The organism is Vibrio sp. R15-SG3-ISO1A (assembly GCF_059833955.1).
On sequence record NZ_JCBDGH010000030.1, the window covers coordinates 262814 to 283915 of the forward strand.

A 21102-nucleotide genomic window follows, 5' to 3' on the forward strand; every position below is an offset into this window, starting at 1 on the left:
CGTGGCGGATTCATGTTACAATCCGCCTCAGCATTTAGGTTGCCCTGTGCGGTAGCCACCCACAACTACAGAGTATCATCATGGCGTTTTCTCACCTTGGCCTCAGCGAGCCGTTGGTTCGTGCAATCGACGAACTGGGCTACAGTAAACCGACCCAAATTCAAACCAAAGCTGTCCCTGTCATTTTACGTGGCGATGATTTAATCGCCGCGGCTCAGACCGGTACAGGTAAAACCGCCAGTTTTGTCTGGCCAATTTTGGAGCGACTCGCCCAAGGAGAGACTCAGCGTAAAAAACGTTTTCGTGCGTTAATTCTGGCGCCAACCCGCGAGTTGGCCGAGCAGATTGATGAAAAAATCCGCCACTACAGTCGCCACATGCCGCTCACCTCTGTCGCCCTGTTTGGTGGTGTGGATGATAAAGCGCAAAAGCAGACGTTGATCGAAGGCGTTGACATTGTGGTGGCAACACCGGGGCGCCTACTCGATTTATACGGCCAGCGCGCCGCCTATTTTGAAGAGGTCGAAGTGTTGGTGCTGGATGAAGCGGATCGCATGTTAGACATGGGTTTTATTGACGATCTGAACAAAATTCTCGACCGACTGCCAACCGATATTCAGCATCTCTTGTTTTCAGCGACCCTATCCAACAAGGTCCGAGAGCTTGCCAAGACGGCGGTTCACGATCCGTATGAAATCAGTATTGCCGCCAATCAGGCATCGAAAAAGAACATTGAGCAGTGGCTGATTACCGTTGATAAAGATAAAAAATCGGCCCTGTTGAGCCATCTCATCAAAGAGAACGACTGGGACCAAGCGCTGATTTTTATTGAGACCAAACATGGCGCGGCTAAACTCGCCGATCAGTTGGCCAAACGTGGCATTGACGCTGAAGCGTTTCATAGTGGTCGTAGTCAAGCGATAAGAAAACAGCTATTAGCGGATTTCAAAGCCGGTAAAATCCGTTACATGATCGCCACTGGCGTGGGCGCACGCGGGATCGATATTGAAGGGCTGACACGGGTGATTAACTACGACCTGCCTTTCCCTGCCGATGAGTACGTCCATCGCATAGGACGAACCGGTCGCGCCGATGCCCAAGGTGAGGCGATCTCGTTTGTCTCTAAAGACAACTTTAAGAACCTGTGCATGATTGAGAGCCGCTTAGGCCACTTGATTGAACGCCGTGAAGTGGAAGGCTTTGAGCCGCGCAAGCCGGTGCCGATTTCGATCCTCAACTATGTGCCGAAACATAAACGTCAACCTAAGGAAGAGTCATGAGTCACCCTGACATCAGTCATCCGACTAAGATGACGTTTTTCGAATTCTTGACACCACTGGTGGCACAAGGGAAAAAGACCATCACGATTCGAGATGAAGCTGAGTCCCATTATGTGCCTGGCACTGAAGTCGAGGTGTTGACACTCGAGACGCAGCAGAGCGTTTGCACCATTCGCATTCTTTCTGTGGAGCCACTGCGCTACGACGACATCAACGAATTTCACGCAGAGCAAGAGCACCTCCCGTTGCCTGAGCTGAAAACCTTGATTCGTGACATCTACCCCGATCTGGATCAACTGTTTATGATTCGTTTTGAGCGAGTGGCATAGCCTTTTTCACTCGCCCAGTGCGTGTCTGAATCAGTAGGCACGCACTGATCAACCCCAGTCCAACCCAGCCTTGAATGCTGAGCCTCTCACCTAGAAATATCACTGCCAGCAGTGCTGCCACCAAAGGCTCAAACAGAGTTAGTAGTGTCGCCGTGCGCACTTCGACCCTGCGCAATCCAAAACCAAACAGCAGGTAGCCGACAAACATCGGGATCACAGCCATATATAGAGAGACAGCGCTGTTGATTGCTGATGCAAATAGGGCACTTCCCGTCCAAAATAGTGTAGGCAGCAACAAACATGCACCAAGGCCGAAAATCGCCCCCATCGCACTTTGGGATCGTACACCTAAAGTAATAAGCTGCTTTGCTGCCAGTGAATAACCGGCATAACTCGCCGCTGCCACTAACCCCAACACAACACCGAATGTAAAACGCCCATTGTCCAAGGTGTTCACGCCATCACCTTTGGTTAGGGTTAACAGCATGACCCCAATCGCCCCAAAAGCGAAACTGATTAGCCATTGTGTCGATAGCGCTTTAACCGTGCCAAAAAGACGCTCAAAACAGACGGTAAACAGTGGCGCAGTGGCAATAGAAACCACCGTCCCTATCGCAACACCTGACCACCGCATCGAGGTATAAAACGCCAGCGGGTACAAGGTTAAAGCCAACGCGCCCAAAATCAGCGTACGAACATGTTGGCGCAAAATTGCCAGGTCTTTTATGAGTGCGGGAACAGCGATAAACGCCAAAAGTAATCCCCCCAATCCCATCGCAAAGGCACCGATCGCTAACGGGTGAATGGTCGGAGCGAGCGCCGCAGCGCTGCCAGTGGTTCCCCAAAGTAAGGAAGCGAATAGGATGGCACCAATAGATTGCCATTGTGAAGAAGAAACGTGAGCAGACATTGCCTAATCCAAGCCAGAAATACTCCATTTAGCTTACGGCAAGCCTAAGATATCCAATGTGCAGAAAGGACGGTTTATTCGGTTATTCTGATGATTATGGCGCTGTTAGAGATGACGTACTTGCTTCGGTGACAGTGAAAAGTGCACCTGAAATCGCCGCGAGAATGCCGACGCGTCTTGATAACCACACTGCTCTGCAATTCGAGCAATACTTAAGTCGGTGTGAGTCAATAGTGCATGAGCTCGTGACATACGCTCTGCCGTAATATACGCGTGAACGGTTTGTCCGGTGTGCTTTTTGAATTGCGATTTAAATTGTGTCGCACTCAAACAGGCGATTCGACTGAGAGATTCAATGCCCATCGGCGCATCGATATGAGCACTGATGTGCGCTTTTACCCTCTGAATTCGGGCATCACCACTGCGCTGCATTTCTTGTCGTGCTAGCAGCGATGTAAACAGTTCAAATGCTTGACTTTCCAAAGGCGTATCAACAGACTGCTCCAGTTGCGCTGCGAGAAACTCAATGTAGTGCTGAAGTGGTGTCGAGATTGAGAACACCGGCATCTTGGCAGTCAGTAAGGGCTCTGGCAACGTGTCGCTATCCACGACTAAAAAACGGGCGGCTTCATCGGCTCGGAAGATGTGCTCAAGTGTTTTCTTCACCACCACACACTCTCCCGGCGAAACCTTTCCACGATAGTCTTCAAGCTCAATATCAATCGCTCCGCTTAGCGGCAGAACCAATTGATGATAAGTGTGCCAATGACCGCGTTTTTGTTTGGTGTATGAGCGAACACTGATGTCCATACTGTTCCTTGTCCCACTGCAAGAGCAGCTCATTGATTGACGCACTAGACGACTGGTCTATTTTTACACTATAGTAGCGGCCATGAACGCAAAAACACAAGATACTCGTCAGCACATTCTCAATATTGGTTATCAGTTGGTGGTCAATAAGGGCTTTACCGCCGTGGGGTTGTCTGAACTGCTGAGCACCGCCCAAGTGCCGAAAGGCTCTTTTTATCACTATTTCAAATCGAAAGAGCAGTTTGGCGAGGCGCTAATTAGCGAATACATTCGTGAGTACATGGCGCGCAGCAACGCGATATTGACTCAGACCGATCTGAACGGTTTTGAACGACTCGTTCACTATTTCTCTCGCTGGCTGGAGAAAGATTCAGGCACCTGCAATGCGAACCGCTGTCTTGTGGTCAAGTTGAGTGCTGAAGTCGCCGATTTATCCGAGCCGATGCGTCAATCGCTCGCCAAAGGCGCAGAAATGGTGATAGAAAGCCTTGCTCGCTGTATTGAAGTGGGCATTGACGATGGCTCGGTCCAGGTAGTCAACGCACATGCCACGGCCACACAGTTATATCAACAATGGTTAGGTGCGAGTTTGCTCAACAAACTTGTTCAAGATGAAACCCATCTTGAGCTGTGTTTACTTAGCTCCAAAGCCTTGCTAGGTGTTCCAGCCGTCAAGTAGCGCTGGCTCATCACACTTTGCTCCCCCGTTATCGACTATGCTGGTAGCGGGATTTTTTGGCCACACAACTAGACGACTGGTCTAATAACATAACTAAGACGTACTTTATGTCATGTCTACACAGGAGAACATCATGTCAGATTCCATTAACCGACGCGTAGTGCTTGCATCTCGCCCCAATGGCGCCCCCACTGCGGATAATTTTCGTCTAGAGACAACGGACATTCCAAGCCCAGCAGAGGGCGAAGTCCTGTTGCGCAGTGTTTATCTCTCCCTTGACCCGTACATGCGCGGGCGGATGAGTGATGCAAAATCCTACGCAGACCCGGTTGCTATCGGTGACACCATGGTCGCAGGTACCGTGTGTCAGGTCATCGAATCTCGCCACGATCAGTTTAAAAACGGTGATTGGGTGCTGGCCTACAGCGGATGGCAAGATTACGCACTGTCAAATGGCGAAGGCCTAATCAACATGGGCCAAAACCCGGCGCACCCTTCCTATGCGCTCGGCGTAATGGGCATGCCTGGCTTTACCGCTTACATGGGCCTACTTGATATTGGAGCCCCCAAAGAAGGCGACACGCTGGTCGTGGCTGCCGCCACTGGCGCGGTCGGTTCTATGGTTGGCCAAATCGGTAAATTGAAAGGTTGTTACGTTGTCGGTGTAGCCGGCGGAGAAGAAAAATGCCGTTATGCGGTAGAGCAGCTTGGCTTTGATGCGTGCATCGACCATAAAGCGGACGACTTCGCTGATCAACTCGCCACGCATTGTTCAAAAGGCATTGATATCTACTTTGAAAACGTTGGCGGTAAAGTGTTTGACGCTGTTATGCCATTGCTCAACACTGGCGCGCGCGTACCATTGTGTGGCCTTATCTCACAGTACAACGCGACCTCTTTGCCACAAGGGCCAGATCGCCTGTCAATGTTGATGGGGCAATTGCTCGTTAAACGCATCAAGATGCAAGGCTTCATCATTTTTGATGACTACGGTCACCGTTATGGTGAGTTCGCTCAAGATATGAATCGTTGGCTGGCAGAAGGTAAGATTCACTACAAAGAGCACATGGTGGAAGGGCTAGACAACGCGCCTGATGCCTTTATTGGCCTGCTCGAAGGGAAAAACTTCGGTAAGCTGGTCGTTAAAACCAACGAGCCGGTATAAGGAGTCGTCATGATTACGCTGCACCACCTAAACCAATCGCGCTCTAAGCGCATCATTTGGCTACTAGAAGAGCTGAATCTTGAGTATAAAATCGCGCCTTATCAACGTGATAACGTCACGTTTCTCGCGCCACCTGAACTCAAAAGTGTTCACCCTTTGGGTAAATCGCCCGTCATTGAAGACAAAGGAGTGGTGATCGCTGAATCTGGGGCCATTACAGAGTACCTAATCCAACGTTACGGGCCACATCTCGCACCTAAAGCAGATAGCGATGACTATGTCGATTACCTGCAATGGCTGCATTTCGCTGAAAGCTCAGCGGCGCTGCCCTTGCTACTGAAGATGTTTGTCGCCAAAGATGGCGCGCAGACCAACTTCCTTGCCGGCTACGCCGATCTTGAGTTAGATAAGGTGATGAGTTACGTCAATCAACGTTTAGAAGGTAAACGTTACTTGGTCGCCGACACCCTCACCGGTGCGGATATCATGATGTCTTTCATCGTGGAAATCTTAACCAAGTTCGGACTACTGGAGCGCTACCCTCATATCGCTACCTACGCCAAGCAACTTGCGACTCACGACAAGTTCAATAAAGCGGAGCAGTTAGAAGCGCAATATGGTTAAACCGTAGGCGTTAGCACCGTTAGATATCAAAACGCCGCCCTTTTTAGTCACTAAAAGGGCGGCGTTTTCTTTGGTTATTCTGTCGCTTCGTGAATCGCTTCTTTGGTGTCCTTCCATACTTTGGAGGAGTCTTCTTTCACTCCTTCCCAGGTGTTGGAACAACCGGCGAGAAGTAAGACAAGGGTTGCAATCATGGCAGAGAGTTTCATCGTTAATCCTTTACAATTCCGCGTTCGTTTCGACAAAGTAGATTAACCAAGTTATGGATGGCAAAAAAGGGCTAAATCGCCCTTTTTGTCACACTTCTGACCGAAGCTTATCGCAAGCAAATATTCAATTTATGCCACTTGGACGGAGCCGTTCATCTATGTCAGAATGACCGCTTTCAACGTCACACAATGAACGCCCTACTATGAATTTCCAAGCCGCAATTTTTGATATGGATGGCCTATTACTCGATACCGAGCGCCTCTGTATGCAGGTGTTTGAACAAGCCTGCGCCAACGTTAACCTTCCGTTCTACCCCGATGTCTACCTCTCCATCATTGGCCAAAACGCGGTCAGCATTGATAAGACATTTCGTAAGGTGTACCACGACGATCTCGATAAGCTCGATGCAGAATGGCGTAAAAACTACAAAGCCATCGTTAATCATCAAGCCATTCCGGTCAAAGAAGGCGTGCTTGATCTGCTGAAGTGGTTAAAGGCGAACAAGATCCCAACCGCTGTTGCCACCTCATCACAACGAGAGGTTGCCACGGTGAAATTAAAACTGGCGGGATTGGATCAATACTTTGATTCTCTAACGTGCGGCTGTGAAGTGACCCAAGGCAAACCTGACCCAGAGATTTATTTACTCGCCGCTCAAAGGCTCGGCGTTGAGGCCGCGCAATGTGTGGCGTTTGAGGATTCGAACAATGGTGTGCGCAGCTCCATGGCTGCCAATATGACGACGTTTCAGATCCCTGATTTGGTCGCGCCTTGTGAGGAAGTATTGGCATTAGGCCACTACGTCGAGTCTTCGTTATCGGATGCGCTGGCGCGCCTGAAAACGGAAACAATGGTGGCCTAACACCTAGGCACTATGAATAGATTTTGCTCTCGGCGCGGCGGTTAATATGCGACGCCGAGGGTTCATCGAAATCGACCAAAATCAGTTCACTGTACTTTTTCTGTTGCAAGTTCAATGGTTTAACTTGCTGCTGGTGTTTACGACGCTTTTGGCGCGCCTTTCTAATCATCTCATCCATGGTATGACTCCCTAGCTAACTGTGGTCAAACAGTTGTTCGATTTGACCGCAGTTTCACTGTAGCAGTTCCCTCTTTTTGCTCCATTGAATTTCCTATCTGCTGTGTAAAATGATCGGATTTTGTGATCCTGTTTGAAAGCGCAGCACCGATCGCTTGCAAATAAGAAGGCTGAAATGTGCTCAAGATAGTGCCCTGCCTCTGACGAGTATCGTCGTCCCTATTACTGATTATCTCGCCTAACGCATCCGCCGATATGCCAAAGCACTCTGTGTCATAACTCAAGGTTCTATCAAACTGCTCCAAGAGCCTTTTAATTCTCTCTTGCCACCCCAACGTGTAAAGTATGCCCTATGATGTTAGGGCAAAAAGCAACGTTGGATAAGGAATTAGAATGACTAACCAATACGTACCACCTAAAGTTTGGACAATGGAAGAAGGCAACGGCGGACAATGGGCCAGCATCAACCGACCAGACTCAGGCGCGCGCCACGAAAAAGCCCTACCCGTTGGCGAGCATCCGCTACAACTGCATTCTCTGGCGACGCCAAACGGACAAAAGGTCACCATCTTACTCGAAGAACTGCTTGCACTCGGTGTGAAAGAGGCGGAGTACGACGCTTACTTGATCAAAATTGGTGACGGTGATCAGTTTGGTTCTGGCTTTGTCGAAATCAACCCAAACTCAAAAATCCCGGCCTTAGTGGACCGTTCTGGTGAAACGCCCATCAACGTCTTTGAATCTGGCCACATCCTGCTTTACCTTGCGGAGAAGTTTGGTCATTTCCTACCTAAAGATCATGCGGCGCGAACCCAAGTGATGAACTGGCTATTTTGGCTGCAAGGCTCTGCGCCTTATCTGGGCGGCGGCTTCGGTCACTTCTATGCGTATGCACCAGAGAAATTCGAGTACCCGATCAACCGATTTGCGATGGAAGCCAAGCGTCAGCTCGATGTACTCGACAAAGAACTGGCGAAGCACACCTACCTCGGTGGTGAAGAGTACAGCATCGCCGACATCGCCACCTGGCCGTGGTATGGCAATCTGGTGTTAGGTCACGCCTACAATGCCGCAGAGTTCTTAGACGTCGACAGTTATCAACACGTCAAACGCTGGGCGAAAGAGATTGAAGCGCGAGAAGCGGTGCAGCGTGGCCGCATCGTTAACCGTGCATGGGGTGAAGAGTGGGAGCAAGTGCCTGAACGCCACAGCGCGGCAGACATTGATAAAGTGCTCGCACTGAAACCTTAATTGCCCTCGACCTCCTCTACTGAATAACCCATTCAGCTCATAACCAAGGCAAAAACTGCCTTGGTTTTTTTTGCTCAATAGCCAATTTTGGTGAGAACCAACTTGTGATCGGAACCGTTGGGTGTCGAGAGACTTTCTCTGTGGCACAAACGCCGCCCAGCATTCGCCGATTGTAGCCAAAGGTGATCAATGGCAATCATGGTTGATGCAGGCGTTGCTACTTGTGCGCCCCAATTAGGCCAACTGGCCACCGGCGCGGTCTGAAAGGTGGGGAACAGCTGCGCAAAACGTCGGCTGATGGAGGATAGGTTAAAGTCTCCGACGATCAGCACTTCATCATCAGGGTATTGCTCATTCAACGACTCAATGGTTCGAATTAACGCGTTGCGACGATGCCAGAGTTCTTTGCTGCGCGGAGAAGGTGGATGCGCCACCATTAAAGTGATGGGATCTTGTTTTGGTGGATGCCATACCGCACGAATCACGCTCTGCTGATCCGGCGTGTGAAACACAGAGGCGTCCGTTAACGGAGTAGTGCTGAGAATCATTTGGCTCGACGGATAACCGATGCCCTCTTGGCCGCCATAGAAAAACGGATAGCGGTCATCGAGCAATTTAAGCTGCTCACCAATCTCAGGCGCCACTTCCTGCATAACAATCAAATCCGCCGGCTGCGCTAATAAGTAATTGATGAACTGATGGATATCTGGGTTTTCGTAGTAGAGATTGTATTGCAAGACGGTGACGGGGGTATCGCAATCAGCGACGAGTGCTTGGCTGCCTTTGGGTGTCATCAAGGCAAACGCGCCGGCAAGGACAAGGCAGACGAGCGTTTGACCATAACAGCGTGCCAGCCCCAACACAAGGGCAAGCAGTACATAGCCAAACATAAACAGCGCTGGAAACGCGACGATATTTTCTACCCACCAGAGGGACTCTTTCAGTGATAACCCTGCCCAGCACAAGGCTGGGAAATAGACAATTGCCCAAAGAATCCAACGCTTCACTCCACCTCTCCCTCAACGTTAGCGCCACTTGAGACAAAGCCCAATCGCGCGTAACAAATTAGAGTAAGTATGGTCGATGATTGACGTTTTCACCGAGTTTTTAACGGCTTAGCCCAAGGCTAAGCCGTTAAGATCGGCTAAAGTACACCACGTGATTGTCTAAAGCGGCTCCACGCGTACGGCTGCGACCTTAAATTCCGGGATCTTAGCGTGCGGATCTTTGGCCGTGGTGGTCAAACGGTTGACCGGTGACTCCACAAAATGGAACGGAATAAACACTACCCCAGGCTGCATACGCTTGGTGACAAAAGCGTCGATCTCAATCTCACCTCGCCTGGTGGAGACTTTCAGTCGTTGCCCATTGCCAATGCCTAAGCGCTCGGCATCCTGCACACTGATCATTGCTCTTGGCCCGGCAAGATTATCCAACCCTTGGGTTTTTCTCGTCATGGTACCGGTGTGAAATTGCTCCAGCACGCGGCCGGTAGTCAGCACCAATGGGAACTCCTCATCCGGTAGCTCTGCGGCATAGCGAAAAGGAATCGCCTCCATTTGCCCTTTGCCACGCGAAAACTGCGTCTGATGCATGATACGCGTCCCTTCAGGGTTATTCTTATTGCTCGGCCACTGCACGCCATTAGGCGGGATGTTGGCCCACTTTAAACCACCATATTGTGGCGTGACTCGTGCTATTTCATTGGTGATATCCGAGACCTGACGATAACGCCACTCCCCGCCCATCGCATTGGCGATTTCCTGAATGATCCACCAATCTTCTTTCGCCTCGCCCGGCGGCGCTACCGCAGGAGTAATGCGCTGCACTCGGCGCTCAGTGTTGGTAAAGTGGCCCGCCTTCTCAGCAAAGCTACACGACGGCAAGACCACATCAGCGTACTGCGCGGTTTCGGTAAGGAAGATGTCTTGCACCACCAAAAAATCCAGACTCTCAAGCCCTTCAATCACGTGGGCTTGATCCGGATCGCTCAGTACCGGATTTTCACCCATCACATACAAGCCGCGTACGCTGCGATCGCACGCGCCATCGATGATTTCTGTTAAGGTCAATCCGGGCGTAAGCGATAGATTGGGCGCATCCCAAGCGAGGGCAAATTTATCTCGCACCAAGGGGTTATAAACCTTTTGGTAGCCCGGGTAGTTATTGGGCAGCGCGCCCATATCACACGCACCTTGCACATTGGATTGACCGCGCAGAGGGTTAATACCGCCGCCTTCAATACCGATGTTGCCGCACAAGAGTTGCAAATTGGCGATGGAACGAACGTTATCATGACCGGTAGTGTGCTGAGTGATGCCCATTGAGTAATACACAGCGGTGCGTTTCGCCGTGCCTATCATGCGCGCCATAGCGAAAATATCGTCCGCCTTCACACCGGTGACCAGCTCCACGTTGTCTAACGCGTATGAGGGCGACATCACCTCTTGCATCATGGTATCAAAACCGTCTACGCGCTCTTCGATGTAGTCGCGGTCATACCAACCGTGTTTGATGATTTGCTGCATTACGCCATTAATCAGCATTACATCGGTCCCCGGACGATGCGCAAGATAGAGCTCAGCGTGATCGGCCATGGCGATGCGTTTTGGGTCGGCGACAATCAAGCGCGCGCCATGGTGACGCACCGCTTGTTTGATGTGCGAAGCGATGATCGGGTGCGCAGATGAGGTATCGGATCCTATGATAAAGATGATGTCAGAATGCTGAATGCTCGGAATATCATTGGTCATCGCGCCACTGCCAAGCGCCGCTTCAAGCCCAGTGACTGTGGATGCGTGGCACAAACGCGCACAATGATCGACGTTGTTGGTACCCAGCTCGCGACGGATGAATTTCTGAAACGCGTAGTTATCTTCGTTGGTGGTTTTCGCTGAAGAGAAACCGGCCAGCGCATCCGAACCAAAGTCGCGTTTGATGGCAGAAAACTTGTTCGCAATCAGCGTAATCGCTTCAGACCAAGACGCCGGTTGCAACCAACCATCTTTACGGATCAACGGAGTGGTGAGGCGCTCGTCACTGCCAATAAAATCAAAACCAAAGCGACCTTTGACGCACAACATACCTTCATTAACCGGAGAGGCTCCGCCTGTCACCGCCATGATACGATTGCGTGCTTCATCCACATGCAGCGTCAGCTTACAGCCAACGCCGCAGTAGGTGCATATGGTATCCACCTGTTTCAACTCAATATCCCGGCCTTGCGCTTTATTGCGCTTATCCACCATCGCCCCAGTCGGACACGCTTGCGTGCACGCACCGCACTGTACGCAGGTGGAATCGCCCATTAAGGTGCCATTGGGGCCAAAGTTAGGTCGTAAATCGGGGCGAAGTTTCGGGTGGCCTTTTTCGTCAATCATAAAGCTCAAAACGCCATGAACGGATTGCTCACGACACGCTTGTATGCATTGCCCGCAACTGATGCAACGGTTGGCATCAAAAACAATAAACTCTGAGCTGCTATCGACGCAGAATTTATGCCGCTCATCGCGCACCGCTTGCCAATCGGCTGCGGATTGAACCTTCACCGATTGCGGGTGGTGTTGCTCGGCCTGATAAGTGGTGGCGTAGTCACGCAGCGCACAATCGGTGTTGGCTTGGCAGCCACATTCTAGGCAGCGCGCAGCTTCCGCTATGGCTTGCTCGTTATCAAAGCCTAGCTCGACTTCGTCAAACGAGCATTCACGCTGCTCGGCGCTGAGCTCAGGCATGATCATCCGCTTCACCTGCTCTAACTGCTTAAACTGAGCAGGGTCGACTTTGTTTAACGACGGCTCTTTGCGCGCATTAAACGGTTTAACAGGCAGTGATGCCATGGTGCCATTGAAAAAGCGATCGATGGCTTGCGCGGCAATTCGTCCATCCGCTACCGCTTCAATGGCAGTGGCTGGGCCTCGGCGAAAATCACCGATACTGAACAAGTTACCACTACCGTGATGCATAGTAGTCTCATCCACATCAGCGGTATTCCATCGGGTGATAGGAATATCCAGTGTTTCATGACGCATGAAATCCAGATCTGGGGTTTGTGACACGGCCGCAATCACGGTATCAAACGCTTGTGTGAAATACTCGCCGGTCGGCTCTGGACGACGGCGACCTGAAGCATCGGGTGTCCCCAGCGCCATGCGCTCAAAGGTGACTTGATGCACGCGCCCTTGCTCGTCCGCATGGTTTTCCACTGGGTTAGTTAAAAAGTGGAACTTGACCCCTTCGTGTTCCGCTTCCACGATTTCATAATCTTCGGCAGGCATTTCATCGCGGGTACGACGATAAATCAGTGTAGTATCAGCGCCAGCTCGCACCGCAGTGCGCGCACAATCTATTGCGGTGTTGCCCCCACCGATCACCGCCACTTTTTTCCCGGTGGTAAAGCGCTGCTCGGTGACATAATCCTTGAGGTAATCCACTCCAAGATAGCAACCCTCAAGCGTGCTTCCCGGGTAGTGCATTTCGACCGCTTTGGACGCGCCAACCGCAAGACAAACGGCGTCATACTCTTCACTCAGCGCACTGAGCGTGTTCGCCTCACCTAACTTGCTGTTGGTATGAATCGTCATGCCGTTGCGACACAGCAGATCTATTTCTTGATCAAGAATCGATTTGGGTAAGCGATACTCAGGAATGCCATAACGCAGCCAGCCCCCGGCTTGTGGCATTGCCTCGAACACGTCCACTTGATAGCCTTCATTCGATAGGTAGTAGCCCGCTGTCAATCCGCCCGGCCCACTGCCAACAATCGCGACACGTTGTGGCTTGTCGGCTTTTTTCTCCGGTACATAGGCCTGATAGGCACGCTGATCAGCGTCGGCTGCGTGGCGTTTGAGCTGGCGAATCGCGATCGGCTCATCGACGAGCGAGCGGCGACACTCACTTTCACAAAATGCAGGACAAACGCGGCCAATCGACAATGGCATCGGCAGCGTTTTTTTAATCACTTCGACCGCTTTTTGATGATCATTTTGCGCAATATGGTAGAGATAGCTCTGAATATCGACCCCAGCGGGACACGCGGTCTGACACGGCGCTTCACAATCGGCGTAGTGATCTTCCATGATACGATTTAAGGCCCGGCGGCGATGCTCTGAAAGCGCAGGAGACTGCGTCACCACATTGAGCCCAGAGTAGACCTTCAATTCACAGGCACGTTTCATGCCGCCACTTTCCACTTCGACCACACACAAATCGCATGGGATTTTGTCGTTTGAACGGTTCAAACCACACAAAGATGGGATCTCAACGCCGCAGACGCTCGCGACCTCAAGTAACGTTTTGTCCGTCTCGACAATTCGATAAGCTCCATCAATGATTATCTCAATCACACCGCACTCCATTCTTTGCGACATTACACCTTTATTAACCATACAATATTAATGGTTAATAACCTGTGATTGATCACACATTCGTACTCTTTAGCACGTGAATTTCCGCAGTGGATTTCTTGTCAAGCCTATGCTCACCTAAGTTTCTGATATTGTTCAGCATCCATCGATAATCATACAATTAAATTAGGCATCATATTGTTAACAGAAAGGGTAATTATGTGGCACGTCACTTTCATATTTGTAATGTATAATTTCGTTTTTAACATTTAATTATAGATAACAATAATGTTACTTTAGACACCGTTGGTCACACCGATGAATCAAGAGTTTAATTGACGAAAAACGGTGTTAATGAGACACCATTCTTTCGGTATTTTTATGGTGATTACTATTGGGGTAATGACTTTGAAAATATCGCTTTAAATGGCGTTTAATAACACTCTCTACGTGTGGCAAACATTCCAAACTATCTCATTTCATACTTTGATCCGTGCGGTTTGCCCACTGCACGGTTTTTTTTCATCTTTTTTTCGAGACGTCGAATTTTGTGAAGCATCGCAATAATTATCCACTTGATTAACAGGTGAATAATTTTTCTCATGTCGAAGCGCCAGTTTGCCCCCTATAATTATCCAATTGTTTAATTGTTGATTGGAGAAGCCCGTGCAAGAGAGACCACGCCGCGCAGGTCGACCGACGCAAAACATTGATGCCCGAGACGCGCTCATCCTCCATGCGCGCGAACTGTTCATGGCGATGCCGTATGACAAGGTCTCGACACGTTTGGTTGCGCAAAAAGCGGGGGTCAACGCCGCGATGATTCGCTACTACTTCGGCAGCAAAGAGGGGCTGTTTGAGACCATGCTGAGAGAAACACTCGAGCCGATGAAACATCAGTTGCAACAGATGTTTAGTGTCGGTTCTCAGCAAAGTTTTATCGACATTATGCGCACTTACTATCAAGAGATGCACAAAACGCCGCACTTTCCCAAGCTCATTTGGCAAGTGATGAATATGCCTGAGTCGCAAACCCAGCGAAAACTCATGCAGAAAGTCTTTGATGACGTGGGCCGGCCTATGCAGTCAATGATTTTTGAGAAGCTGGCCGCCAACGGCATTATTCGCCCGAGTATGGATCCCCTGCTGTGTCGAGTCTCCTTTATCAGCTTGATGGTGTTTCCGTTTATCGCACCCGCTTCTCTTCTCTCGATTCATGGCATTGAACTGAGCGAATCTTTTTTAAACCGATTGCTTGAACACAATATTGACGTTCTTAAACATGGCTTTTTACAAGCCCAAGGCGAACACGATGAAAATTAATAAGAAACTGCTGTTTTTCCCTGCGCTTGGGGTCGGGATCCTTATCCTCGCCCTTGCGATCATGACCAAGCCGCAACTGCCCGTAAAGCCCGCGGGTGAGCGTGCCAGACTGGTCGATACCCAAACACTGGAACTCAAAGCGATGGCGCCACTGGCGATTGGTTTTGGCAAGGTTGCACCGAAAGTCGAGTGGAAAGCCATCGCGGAAGTTACGGGGAAAATTGTCTATCGACACCCGGATCTTGAAAAAGGACAAGTCCTACCTGCGGGGACGGAAATTCTGCGTATTGACCCGCTCGACTACGAACTCAAATTGGTTCAAGCCCAAGCTGATCTCAATTCTGCTCACACCTCTTTAGCTAAGCTCAACCAAGAAGAAGCCAACCTCAAACAGACGTTAGTGATTGAGTCAAATCGACTCGACATTGCCAACAAAGAACTCGCGCGCCAACAAAACCTGCGTCAAAAAGGGCTGAACTCTCAATCCGACGTTGACCAGCAGCAGCAAAGCACCTTATCGCAACGTAAACTGGTGCTCGACATCGAGAACCAAATCGGCTTGATGCCTGACGAAAAACGCGTTGCAGAGGCGCAAGTGAAAGTGGCGACCTCCAAAGTGGATGAGGCCAAGCGTTCTCTCGAGAAAACCATCATTCGCTTGCCTTACGACTTACGCATCGCCAGCGTTGATATCGAGCAAGACCAAGTGGTCAATCTACAGCAAACCATGGTGGTCGCTCATGGCATACAAGTGATGGAAGTGGAAGCGCAGCTCTCGATTCATGACATGCTGACTATCGCAGCAAGCCTAGGTGAATTTGGCCGCGACGAATCCGGCATTCCGCAACCCAATATGACGGATATTAAAGCTAACGTGCAGCTAAGCAGCGGAAACCTAAAAGCCTCGTGGCCTGCGCGTGTGGCGCGCATCAGTGAAACGGTCGATCCTAATCAAGCGACGGCGGGCGTCATCCTCGAAATCGAGCAAGACTATCGCGCACTTGCGCCGGGCGCTACGCCGCCACTGGTTAATGGCATGTTTGTGCGCGCTGAAGTCGAAGGCCAAGCCAACCCGAGTTGGGTTATCCCTGAACGCGCCCTCCATGGCAATACCATTTATCTGCTCGATAAAGAAAGCAAATTGCGCATGGTGCCGGTTGAAGTACTTTATCGCCGCGATAACCAAGTGGTGATCGAGGGGGATTTGGAGCAAGGACAAGCGCTGATTCTCAATGATCTCCTCCCTGCGATTGAAGGGATGCTGCTCAAAGATGCGCGTTCGCCACAGGAGCCGAAATCATGATTCGTTTTTTCGCCAAGCACCCAACGGCGGCCAACTTATTGATGCTCACCTTGCTACTGCTCGGCGTGACATCTCTCACCACCATCAAACGTGAGACATTCCCTGAGTTTGATCCGCCATATATCATGGCCGGCGTCGTCTACCCCGGCGCGTCGCCACAAGAGGTCGAAGAGAGCATTTGTGTGCGCATGGAAGACGCGGTGGATGGTCTGGCCAATATCGTTGAAACACGCTGTGAGGCGGTCGAAGGCTCAGCGCGTTTAGTGCTCAAACTCGACGAGAAAGCCGATATTGGCCGCATGTTGGTGGATGTGCAAACTCAAATCAACGCCATCAACGATTTTCCGCAGGAGATCGAATCCCCTATCGTTCAAGAGTTGGATTGGAACGAGCCTGTGGTTGATGTGGCTATCACCGCAGACACTACATGGCCAGAGTTAAAAGCCTACGCCGAACAGCTTAAGCGAACGTTGAAACTTGACTATGGTGTGTCGCTGGTCGATGTGGCCGGGTTTTCTGATCACCAATACCGAGTGGAACTCGACACCAGTGCCATTCGCCAACTGGGTCTGAGTGTTGGCGATATCGCGACGCAAATCGGCAAGCAGAACGTCAAACTGCCCAGTGGCAACGTGGAAACGCCTGACAAAAACTTTCTCATTCGCTTTGATGAGCGACGCGTCACACCAGAGGCACTTGAAACGATTGTGGTTGGCTCTGGGCCGAATGGTTCTCTGATTCGCTTGCGAGACGTGGCTAAAATCACCGATCGCTTTGAGCTCGATGAGCAAAAAGTGCTGTTTGATGGTCACCCATCCGCCCTGCTCAAAGTGAGCAAAAACAAAGAAGACGACGCACTGCGCATTAAAGAGCGCGTGGCTGCGTTCGTGACCGACCAACAAGCGCACGCGCCCGATGGCGTCACCCTTGAAATGACCAATGACCTCTCATCGGTGTTGTGGGACCGCCTAACCATGATGGTACGCAACGGTTGGCAAGGGATCGTGTTGGTGTTTGCCACCATGTGGCTTTTCTTTAGCTTACGCTACTCATTTTGGGTAGCCGCGGGCTTACCGGTGGCCTTTTTAGGTGGCCTGTTCTTGATGGCACAACTTGGGCTATCCATTAATATCATGTCCTTGGTCGGCTTATTGATGGCCATCGGTATCATGATGGATGATGCCATCGTTATCGCTGAGTCTATTGCCGCCCACTTAGATCGAGGCGAAGAGATCGATGACGCGGTGATCAAAGGCGTCAAAAAAGTGCTCCCTGGGGTGATCTCCTCCTTCTTAACTACGGTGTGTATCTTTGGTAGCTTGCTGTTCCTGCAAGGAGAGATGGGCGCAGTGCTCAAAGCGGTGCCGCAAGTGCTGATTTTGGTCTTAACGCTCAGCTTGGTGGAAGCGTTTTTGATTTTGCCGAATCACCTGTCGCACTCATTGCATAAGCAGAAAGTCGAAAAAGCGCCCAATCGTTGGAAGAAGCGACTGCTCGATCGATTTGAGCATTTTCGCAACACCACGTTGGTCAACGCCGTCGACAAAGTGGTGGCCTACCGTTACGCGTTTTTAGGCGCGGTGGTGGCGATGCTGTTGATCTCTGCCTCAACACTGGTGAGTGGCATTTTGAAGTTCCAACCCTTTCCTGAACTGGATGGTGATATCGCCGAGGCACGTGTGATTTTACCGCCGGGCTCTTCGCTGCGCCAAACTGAACAGGTGGTGGATCACATTGTTGCTTCAGCGCGCAAACTCGATGAAACCTGGAGTCAGGAGTTTGAGCAAGGCAGACCGCTTGTTGAGCACATCACTAGCCAGTTTAATACCAACGCGGATGCCAATGAGTCTGGCCCACACATTGCGACGGTGAGACTCGATCTGCTTGGCGCGGAAAGTCGCAACACCCTTATTGATGACTTCATTGCTGCGTGGCGTGATGATGTCGGTGAGCTCGCCGACCCCATTTCTTTGGTATTTAAGCAGCCGACAATGGGACCGGGTGGCCGCGCGATTGAAATTCGCGCCAAACACGATTCATTGGAAGAGCTCAAAGCCGCCTCCATCGAGATTCAACAATACCTCAATGAATTTGATGGCGTACATGGCGTCTTAGATGACATGCGCATGGGCAAAGAAGAGGTGCTGGTGAAGCTTCGCCCAGGCGCCGAGAGCTATGGGGTGAACGGGCAACTGATCGCTTCGCAACTCCGCGCGGCGTTCTTTGGTCAAACGGCGGATGAAATTCAAGTCGGTGTGGAGAACATTTCTATCGAGGTGAGGCTGGACAAAACGCAGGCTGGCGATCTTGGCCAGTTGGCCAACTTCCCTATCATTCTTGCAGACGGCAGCCAGATCCCACTTGCCAGTATTGCAACCTTGGATTTCCAACGCAATTACGTGCGCATTCAACGTATTGATGGGCTAAGAACCGTCAGTGTGTTTGGTGATACTGACAACACCAAAGCCAACTCCACCGCCATCATTCGTCAGTTTCAGCAGCAAGAAGCGCCAAGACTGGTCGCTAAATACCCGGGGCTGAGATTTGATTTTGAAGGCGAAGCGAAAGACGCCGCGGAAACCGGCGCCTCAATGGGTAAAGGATTTTTGCTCGGGCTGTTTGGCGTGTTCGCCATCTTAAGCTATCAGTTCCGCAGCTATCTTGAGCCGTTTGTGGTCATGCTGGCGATTCCACTGGCGTTTATCGGTGTGGTGTGGGGCCACGTGCTGCTTGGCCACCCATTGAGTATGCCGAGTATGATGGGCTTTGTATCGCTGGCGGGGATCGTGGTGAACGATTCCATCTTACTGGTGCAGTATATCCGCCACCATGTCGATGAAGGGGACAGCGTGCACGACTCCGTGGTCAAAGCGAGTCGCGAGCGTTTTCGCGCCGTCTTTCTCACCTCGATGACCACCGCCGCCGGCTTACTTCCGCTCTTGACGGAAACCAGTTTGCAAGCGCAGGTTATCCAGCCGCTGGTCATCTCGATTGTGTTCGGTATCTTCGCCTCGACACTCCTGGTGCTGTTTATGATCCCGGCTGCCTACGCCATCCTAGCGGATTTTGGCTTGGTGCATAAACACGAGGAAATCTAACAAAAAATAAGGCCAGAGAACATGCTCTGGCCTTATCTTAGAATTCTCTCATCCGAGCAATTACGCTGCTTTAGATGATTGAGCGATTTGTAGATCTTTAGCTGGGTAAGTCAACATCAATCCGTCCGCTTTAACGTGCACGTAAAAACCGCCACTGCTTAAACCGTAAACGGTCATTGGGCCGAAGTCCTTACCTTTTGTCGCTACTACCACATCACCGATTGCGTACATTTAAACCACCTCAATTAACTGGATTTTTCACTAACCTACCTTAGGTTATGCGGCGACTGTAAGGGCATTTTTATCCGGTGCCTAATCCAGTTTTTTATCGTTTCGATTAGCAATAGTTAACCATTTTCAATTAGCGCTGGATTTCTCGTAATAGATTGAAAATAATGACCAATCAACACCTTCCCATTCACCGAGGGTGCCAACGAACAAATATGGGAGAGCGGGCAATGACGCAACCAATCTATCTCTTTGATTGGGGAGATACCTTAATGGTCGATTTTCCCGACCAAAGCGGGAAAATGAGTACATGGGAAAAAGTCGAAACGGTAGAAGGCGCCGAGCAGACGTTACAAGCACTCGCAAAAGAGCATGCGGTTTACGTGGCCACCAGCGCTCAGCACTCCTCAGAAAGAGACATTGAACAAGCCTTCCAGCGAGTCGGGTTAGACAACTATCTTAATGGCTACTACTGCAAGGCGAACCTAGGGTTAGAAAAAACCAGTGTGGCGTTTTACGACGCCATCGCACAATCGCTGGAGGTTGAGCCAAGCCATCTGATCATGGTTGGAGATTCACTGGAAAAAGACATCTATCCTGCCCAGCAAGCTGGGCTCAATACGGTTTTGTACAACCCAAACAACGATGCGGTACCTGAAGGCATCACACACATCCAGTCACTGACTCAGTTGCTCGAACGCGACTAAAGTACAGGCCAGAGAACAAAAAGGCAGAGCTCAGTGGTCAATACCACCTTGGCTCTGCCCTTTTCATCTGTGACAAACTCGAAACATTAACGTCAGATTAAGCCGCCGTGGGTTTCGGCTGATACCGACCCGGTTTATGGTTCATGGCCAAGATAAGGTTAGTCGCAATCGCGCCCAGTACCGACAATAGAATCAGATGGATATCGACGATAAACAGCGACAAAATCACGATGGTACAGTCGAGACCCATTTGCACTTTACCGGCACGAATACCAAAGCGTTCCTGAAGAAACAGCGCCAAGATGTTAAAGCCACCTAAGCTCATTTTGTGACGGAATATCACCAGCATACCGACGCCGATTAATCCACCACCCAGTAACGCCGCATACACGGGTTCAATACGGGCAATCTCAATCAAGTGATGAAGATGGTCGACCGCAAACGACACTATGGTCACCGCAATAAACGTGTTGATGGTAAAACGCCAGCCCATACGAGTGACCGACAAAATATAGAAGGGTAAGTTGAGAGCGAAAAACACCTGACCAAAACTGAAATCACTCACTTTAGTGAGGAAAATCGCCAATCCCGCGGTGCCACCCGTGAGCAGCCCCACCTTGTTAAAGAAGATCACCCCAAGTGAGACCAGGGCACTACCTAAAATGAGGGCGAGTAAGTTTTCTCGCAAGCTATGTTCGTTGTCCATAATCCGGCTTCCTATCCTTTAGATTCAAAATATTCTCAGAATCAAACGGGCATAAGATGAAGTTGTTTGGCAAAAATGTCGAGATCGTCCGTGATAAT

At 50.5% G+C, this 21102-nt stretch carries 19 protein-coding genes; 11 read left to right on the top strand and 8 right to left on the bottom strand.

Going from position 1 to position 21102, the window contains the following annotated elements:
* Positions 1–80 precede the first annotated feature (80 nt).
* Together AC6R0L_RS04445 and yqfB are read left to right on the top strand one after the other, a co-directional pair.
* Positions 81–1280 carry a DEAD/DEAH box helicase gene (locus tag AC6R0L_RS04445; RefSeq protein WP_500628373.1) on the top strand — a complete coding sequence of 400 codons (1200 nt, stop codon included), beginning with the start codon at positions 81–83 and terminating at the stop codon, positions 1278–1280.
* Complete coding sequence (gene yqfB, locus AC6R0L_RS04450) at positions 1277–1609, top strand: N(4)-acetylcytidine aminohydrolase (RefSeq protein WP_487901553.1); 333 nt, start codon at positions 1277–1279, stop codon at positions 1607–1609. The genes AC6R0L_RS04445 and yqfB overlap by 4 nt, the downstream gene beginning before the upstream one ends.
* Here yqfB and AC6R0L_RS04455 read toward each other — a convergent pair.
* Together AC6R0L_RS04455 and AC6R0L_RS04460 are read right to left on the bottom strand one after the other, a co-directional pair.
* Positions 1581–2519, bottom strand: a complete 939-nt coding sequence (locus AC6R0L_RS04455; RefSeq protein WP_500628374.1) for a DMT family transporter — start codon at positions 2517–2519, stop codon at positions 1581–1583. The genes yqfB and AC6R0L_RS04455 overlap by 29 nt on opposite strands.
* A 105-nt stretch (positions 2520–2624) precedes the next feature.
* Positions 2625–3329: a helix-turn-helix domain-containing protein gene (locus AC6R0L_RS04460; RefSeq protein WP_487901555.1), complete on the bottom strand. Its 705-nt coding sequence runs from the start codon at positions 3327–3329 to the stop codon at positions 2625–2627.
* An 82-nt stretch (positions 3330–3411) separates the two neighbouring features.
* On the opposite strand from AC6R0L_RS04460, the gene AC6R0L_RS04465 reads away from it, so the two are divergent.
* The 3 genes from AC6R0L_RS04465 (at position 3412) to AC6R0L_RS04475 (ending at position 5797) form a co-directional block, all read left to right on the top strand.
* A complete protein-coding gene (locus tag AC6R0L_RS04465; protein ID WP_500628375.1) occupies positions 3412–4008 on the top strand; it encodes a TetR/AcrR family transcriptional regulator in 597 nt (198 codons plus the stop codon).
* A 133-nt stretch (positions 4009–4141) separates the two neighbouring features.
* Positions 4142–5173, top strand: coding sequence for an NADPH-dependent curcumin/dihydrocurcumin reductase (gene curA, locus AC6R0L_RS04470; RefSeq protein WP_500628376.1), 1032 nt, complete (start codon positions 4142–4144; stop codon positions 5171–5173).
* 9 nt (positions 5174–5182) lie between these two features.
* Positions 5183–5797, top strand: coding sequence for a glutathione S-transferase family protein (locus AC6R0L_RS04475; RefSeq protein ID WP_500628377.1), 615 nt, complete (start codon positions 5183–5185; stop codon positions 5795–5797).
* A 74-nt stretch (positions 5798–5871) separates the two neighbouring features.
* On the opposite strand, the gene AC6R0L_RS04480 is transcribed toward AC6R0L_RS04475, so the two are convergent.
* Positions 5872–6006, bottom strand: coding sequence for an entericidin EcnAB (locus tag AC6R0L_RS04480; protein ID WP_334551715.1), 135 nt, complete (start codon positions 6004–6006; stop codon positions 5872–5874).
* 203 nt (positions 6007–6209) lie between these two features.
* Here AC6R0L_RS04480 and AC6R0L_RS04485 point away from each other — a divergent pair, with 203 nt between their 5' ends.
* On the top strand, positions 6210–6869 hold the full coding sequence (locus AC6R0L_RS04485) for an HAD family hydrolase (protein ID WP_487901560.1): 660 nt from the start codon (positions 6210–6212) through the stop codon (positions 6867–6869).
* A 10-nt stretch (positions 6870–6879) separates the two neighbouring features.
* Here the strand turns inward: AC6R0L_RS04485 and AC6R0L_RS04490 are convergent, their stop codons facing one another.
* Positions 6880–7047, bottom strand: coding sequence for a hypothetical protein (locus AC6R0L_RS04490; protein ID WP_500625695.1), 168 nt, complete (start codon positions 7045–7047; stop codon positions 6880–6882).
* A gap of 392 nt (positions 7048–7439) precedes the next feature.
* On the opposite strand from AC6R0L_RS04490, the gene yghU reads away from it, so the two are divergent.
* Positions 7440–8297 carry a glutathione-dependent disulfide-bond oxidoreductase gene (gene yghU / locus AC6R0L_RS04495; protein WP_500628378.1) on the top strand — a complete coding sequence of 286 codons (858 nt, stop codon included), beginning with the start codon at positions 7440–7442 and terminating at the stop codon, positions 8295–8297.
* A 74-nt stretch (positions 8298–8371) separates the two neighbouring features.
* Here yghU and AC6R0L_RS04500 read toward each other — a convergent pair whose 3' ends face one another.
* Both AC6R0L_RS04500 and fdhF read right to left on the bottom strand, forming a co-directional pair.
* Entirely contained in the window at positions 8372–9304 is a 933-nt protein-coding gene (locus AC6R0L_RS04500; RefSeq protein ID WP_500628379.1) for an endonuclease/exonuclease/phosphatase family protein, read from the bottom strand.
* 159 nt (positions 9305–9463) lie between these two features.
* Positions 9464–13639 carry a formate dehydrogenase subunit alpha gene (gene fdhF, locus AC6R0L_RS04505; protein ID WP_500628380.1) on the bottom strand — a complete coding sequence of 1392 codons (4176 nt, stop codon included), beginning with the start codon at positions 13637–13639 and terminating at the stop codon, positions 9464–9466.
* A gap of 666 nt (positions 13640–14305) precedes the next feature.
* Between fdhF and AC6R0L_RS04510 the strand changes: the two genes are divergently transcribed.
* From AC6R0L_RS04510 to AC6R0L_RS04520, 3 genes are read left to right on the top strand one after another with little or no spacing between them, the layout of a single operon-like run.
* Entirely contained in the window at positions 14306–14962 is a 657-nt protein-coding gene (locus AC6R0L_RS04510; RefSeq protein WP_500628381.1) for a TetR/AcrR family transcriptional regulator, read from the top strand.
* A complete protein-coding gene (locus tag AC6R0L_RS04515) occupies positions 14952–16265 on the top strand; it encodes an efflux RND transporter periplasmic adaptor subunit (RefSeq protein ID WP_500628382.1) in 1314 nt (437 codons plus the stop codon). The genes AC6R0L_RS04510 and AC6R0L_RS04515 overlap by 11 nt, the downstream gene beginning before the upstream one ends.
* Positions 16262–19363, top strand: a complete 3102-nt coding sequence (locus AC6R0L_RS04520) for an efflux RND transporter permease subunit (RefSeq protein ID WP_500628383.1) — start codon at positions 16262–16264, stop codon at positions 19361–19363. Before AC6R0L_RS04515 ends, AC6R0L_RS04520 begins: the two co-directional genes overlap by 4 nt.
* A gap of 60 nt (positions 19364–19423) precedes the next feature.
* Here AC6R0L_RS04520 and AC6R0L_RS04525 read toward each other — a convergent pair whose 3' ends face one another.
* Positions 19424–19594 carry a hypothetical protein gene (locus tag AC6R0L_RS04525; RefSeq protein ID WP_334551700.1) on the bottom strand — a complete coding sequence of 57 codons (171 nt, stop codon included), beginning with the start codon at positions 19592–19594 and terminating at the stop codon, positions 19424–19426.
* A 227-nt stretch (positions 19595–19821) separates the two neighbouring features.
* On the opposite strand from AC6R0L_RS04525, the gene AC6R0L_RS04530 reads away from it, so the two are divergent.
* Positions 19822–20298 (top strand): HAD family hydrolase, encoded by a 477-nt coding sequence (locus AC6R0L_RS04530; protein ID WP_487901568.1) that lies wholly within the window; start codon positions 19822–19824, stop codon positions 20296–20298.
* 97 nt (positions 20299–20395) lie between these two features.
* On the opposite strand, the gene AC6R0L_RS04535 is transcribed toward AC6R0L_RS04530, so the two are convergent.
* The gene (locus AC6R0L_RS04535) at positions 20396–21004 is read right to left on the bottom strand and encodes a DUF6198 family protein (RefSeq protein WP_334551698.1); all 609 of its coding nucleotides are present in this window, start codon (positions 21002–21004) and stop codon (positions 20396–20398) included.
* Positions 21005–21102: the final 98 nt, after the last annotated feature.

Bases quoted from the DNA above. Each gene is read 5' to 3' on its own strand.
- AC6R0L_RS04445 (WP_500628373.1), top strand. From the start codon at position 81: ATGGCGTTTTCTCACCTTGGCCTCAGCGAGCCGTTGGTTCGTGCAATC.
- yqfB (WP_487901553.1), top strand. From the start codon at position 1,277: ATGAGTCACCCTGACATCAGTCATCCGACTAAGATGACGTTTTTCGAA.
- AC6R0L_RS04455 (WP_500628374.1), bottom strand. From the start codon at position 2,519: ATGTCTGCTCACGTTTCTTCTTCACAATGGCAATCTATTGGTGCCATC.
- AC6R0L_RS04460 (WP_487901555.1), bottom strand. From the start codon at position 3,329: ATGGACATCAGTGTTCGCTCATACACCAAACAAAAACGCGGTCATTGG.
- AC6R0L_RS04465 (WP_500628375.1), top strand. From the start codon at position 3,412: ATGAACGCAAAAACACAAGATACTCGTCAGCACATTCTCAATATTGGT.
- curA (WP_500628376.1), top strand. From the start codon at position 4,142: ATGTCAGATTCCATTAACCGACGCGTAGTGCTTGCATCTCGCCCCAAT.
- AC6R0L_RS04475 (WP_500628377.1), top strand. From the start codon at position 5,183: ATGATTACGCTGCACCACCTAAACCAATCGCGCTCTAAGCGCATCATT.
- AC6R0L_RS04480 (WP_334551715.1), bottom strand. From the start codon at position 6,006: ATGAAACTCTCTGCCATGATTGCAACCCTTGTCTTACTTCTCGCCGGT.
- AC6R0L_RS04485 (WP_487901560.1), top strand. From the start codon at position 6,210: ATGAATTTCCAAGCCGCAATTTTTGATATGGATGGCCTATTACTCGAT.
- AC6R0L_RS04490 (WP_500625695.1), bottom strand. From the start codon at position 7,047: ATGGATGAGATGATTAGAAAGGCGCGCCAAAAGCGTCGTAAACACCAG.
- yghU (WP_500628378.1), top strand. From the start codon at position 7,440: ATGACTAACCAATACGTACCACCTAAAGTTTGGACAATGGAAGAAGGC.
- AC6R0L_RS04515 (WP_500628382.1), top strand. From the start codon at position 14,952: ATGAAAATTAATAAGAAACTGCTGTTTTTCCCTGCGCTTGGGGTCGGG.
- AC6R0L_RS04520 (WP_500628383.1), top strand. From the start codon at position 16,262: ATGATTCGTTTTTTCGCCAAGCACCCAACGGCGGCCAACTTATTGATG.
- AC6R0L_RS04525 (WP_334551700.1), bottom strand. From the start codon at position 19,594: ATGTACGCAATCGGTGATGTGGTAGTAGCGACAAAAGGTAAGGACTTC.
- AC6R0L_RS04530 (WP_487901568.1), top strand. From the start codon at position 19,822: ATGACGCAACCAATCTATCTCTTTGATTGGGGAGATACCTTAATGGTC.
- AC6R0L_RS04535 (WP_334551698.1), bottom strand. From the start codon at position 21,004: ATGGACAACGAACATAGCTTGCGAGAAAACTTACTCGCCCTCATTTTA.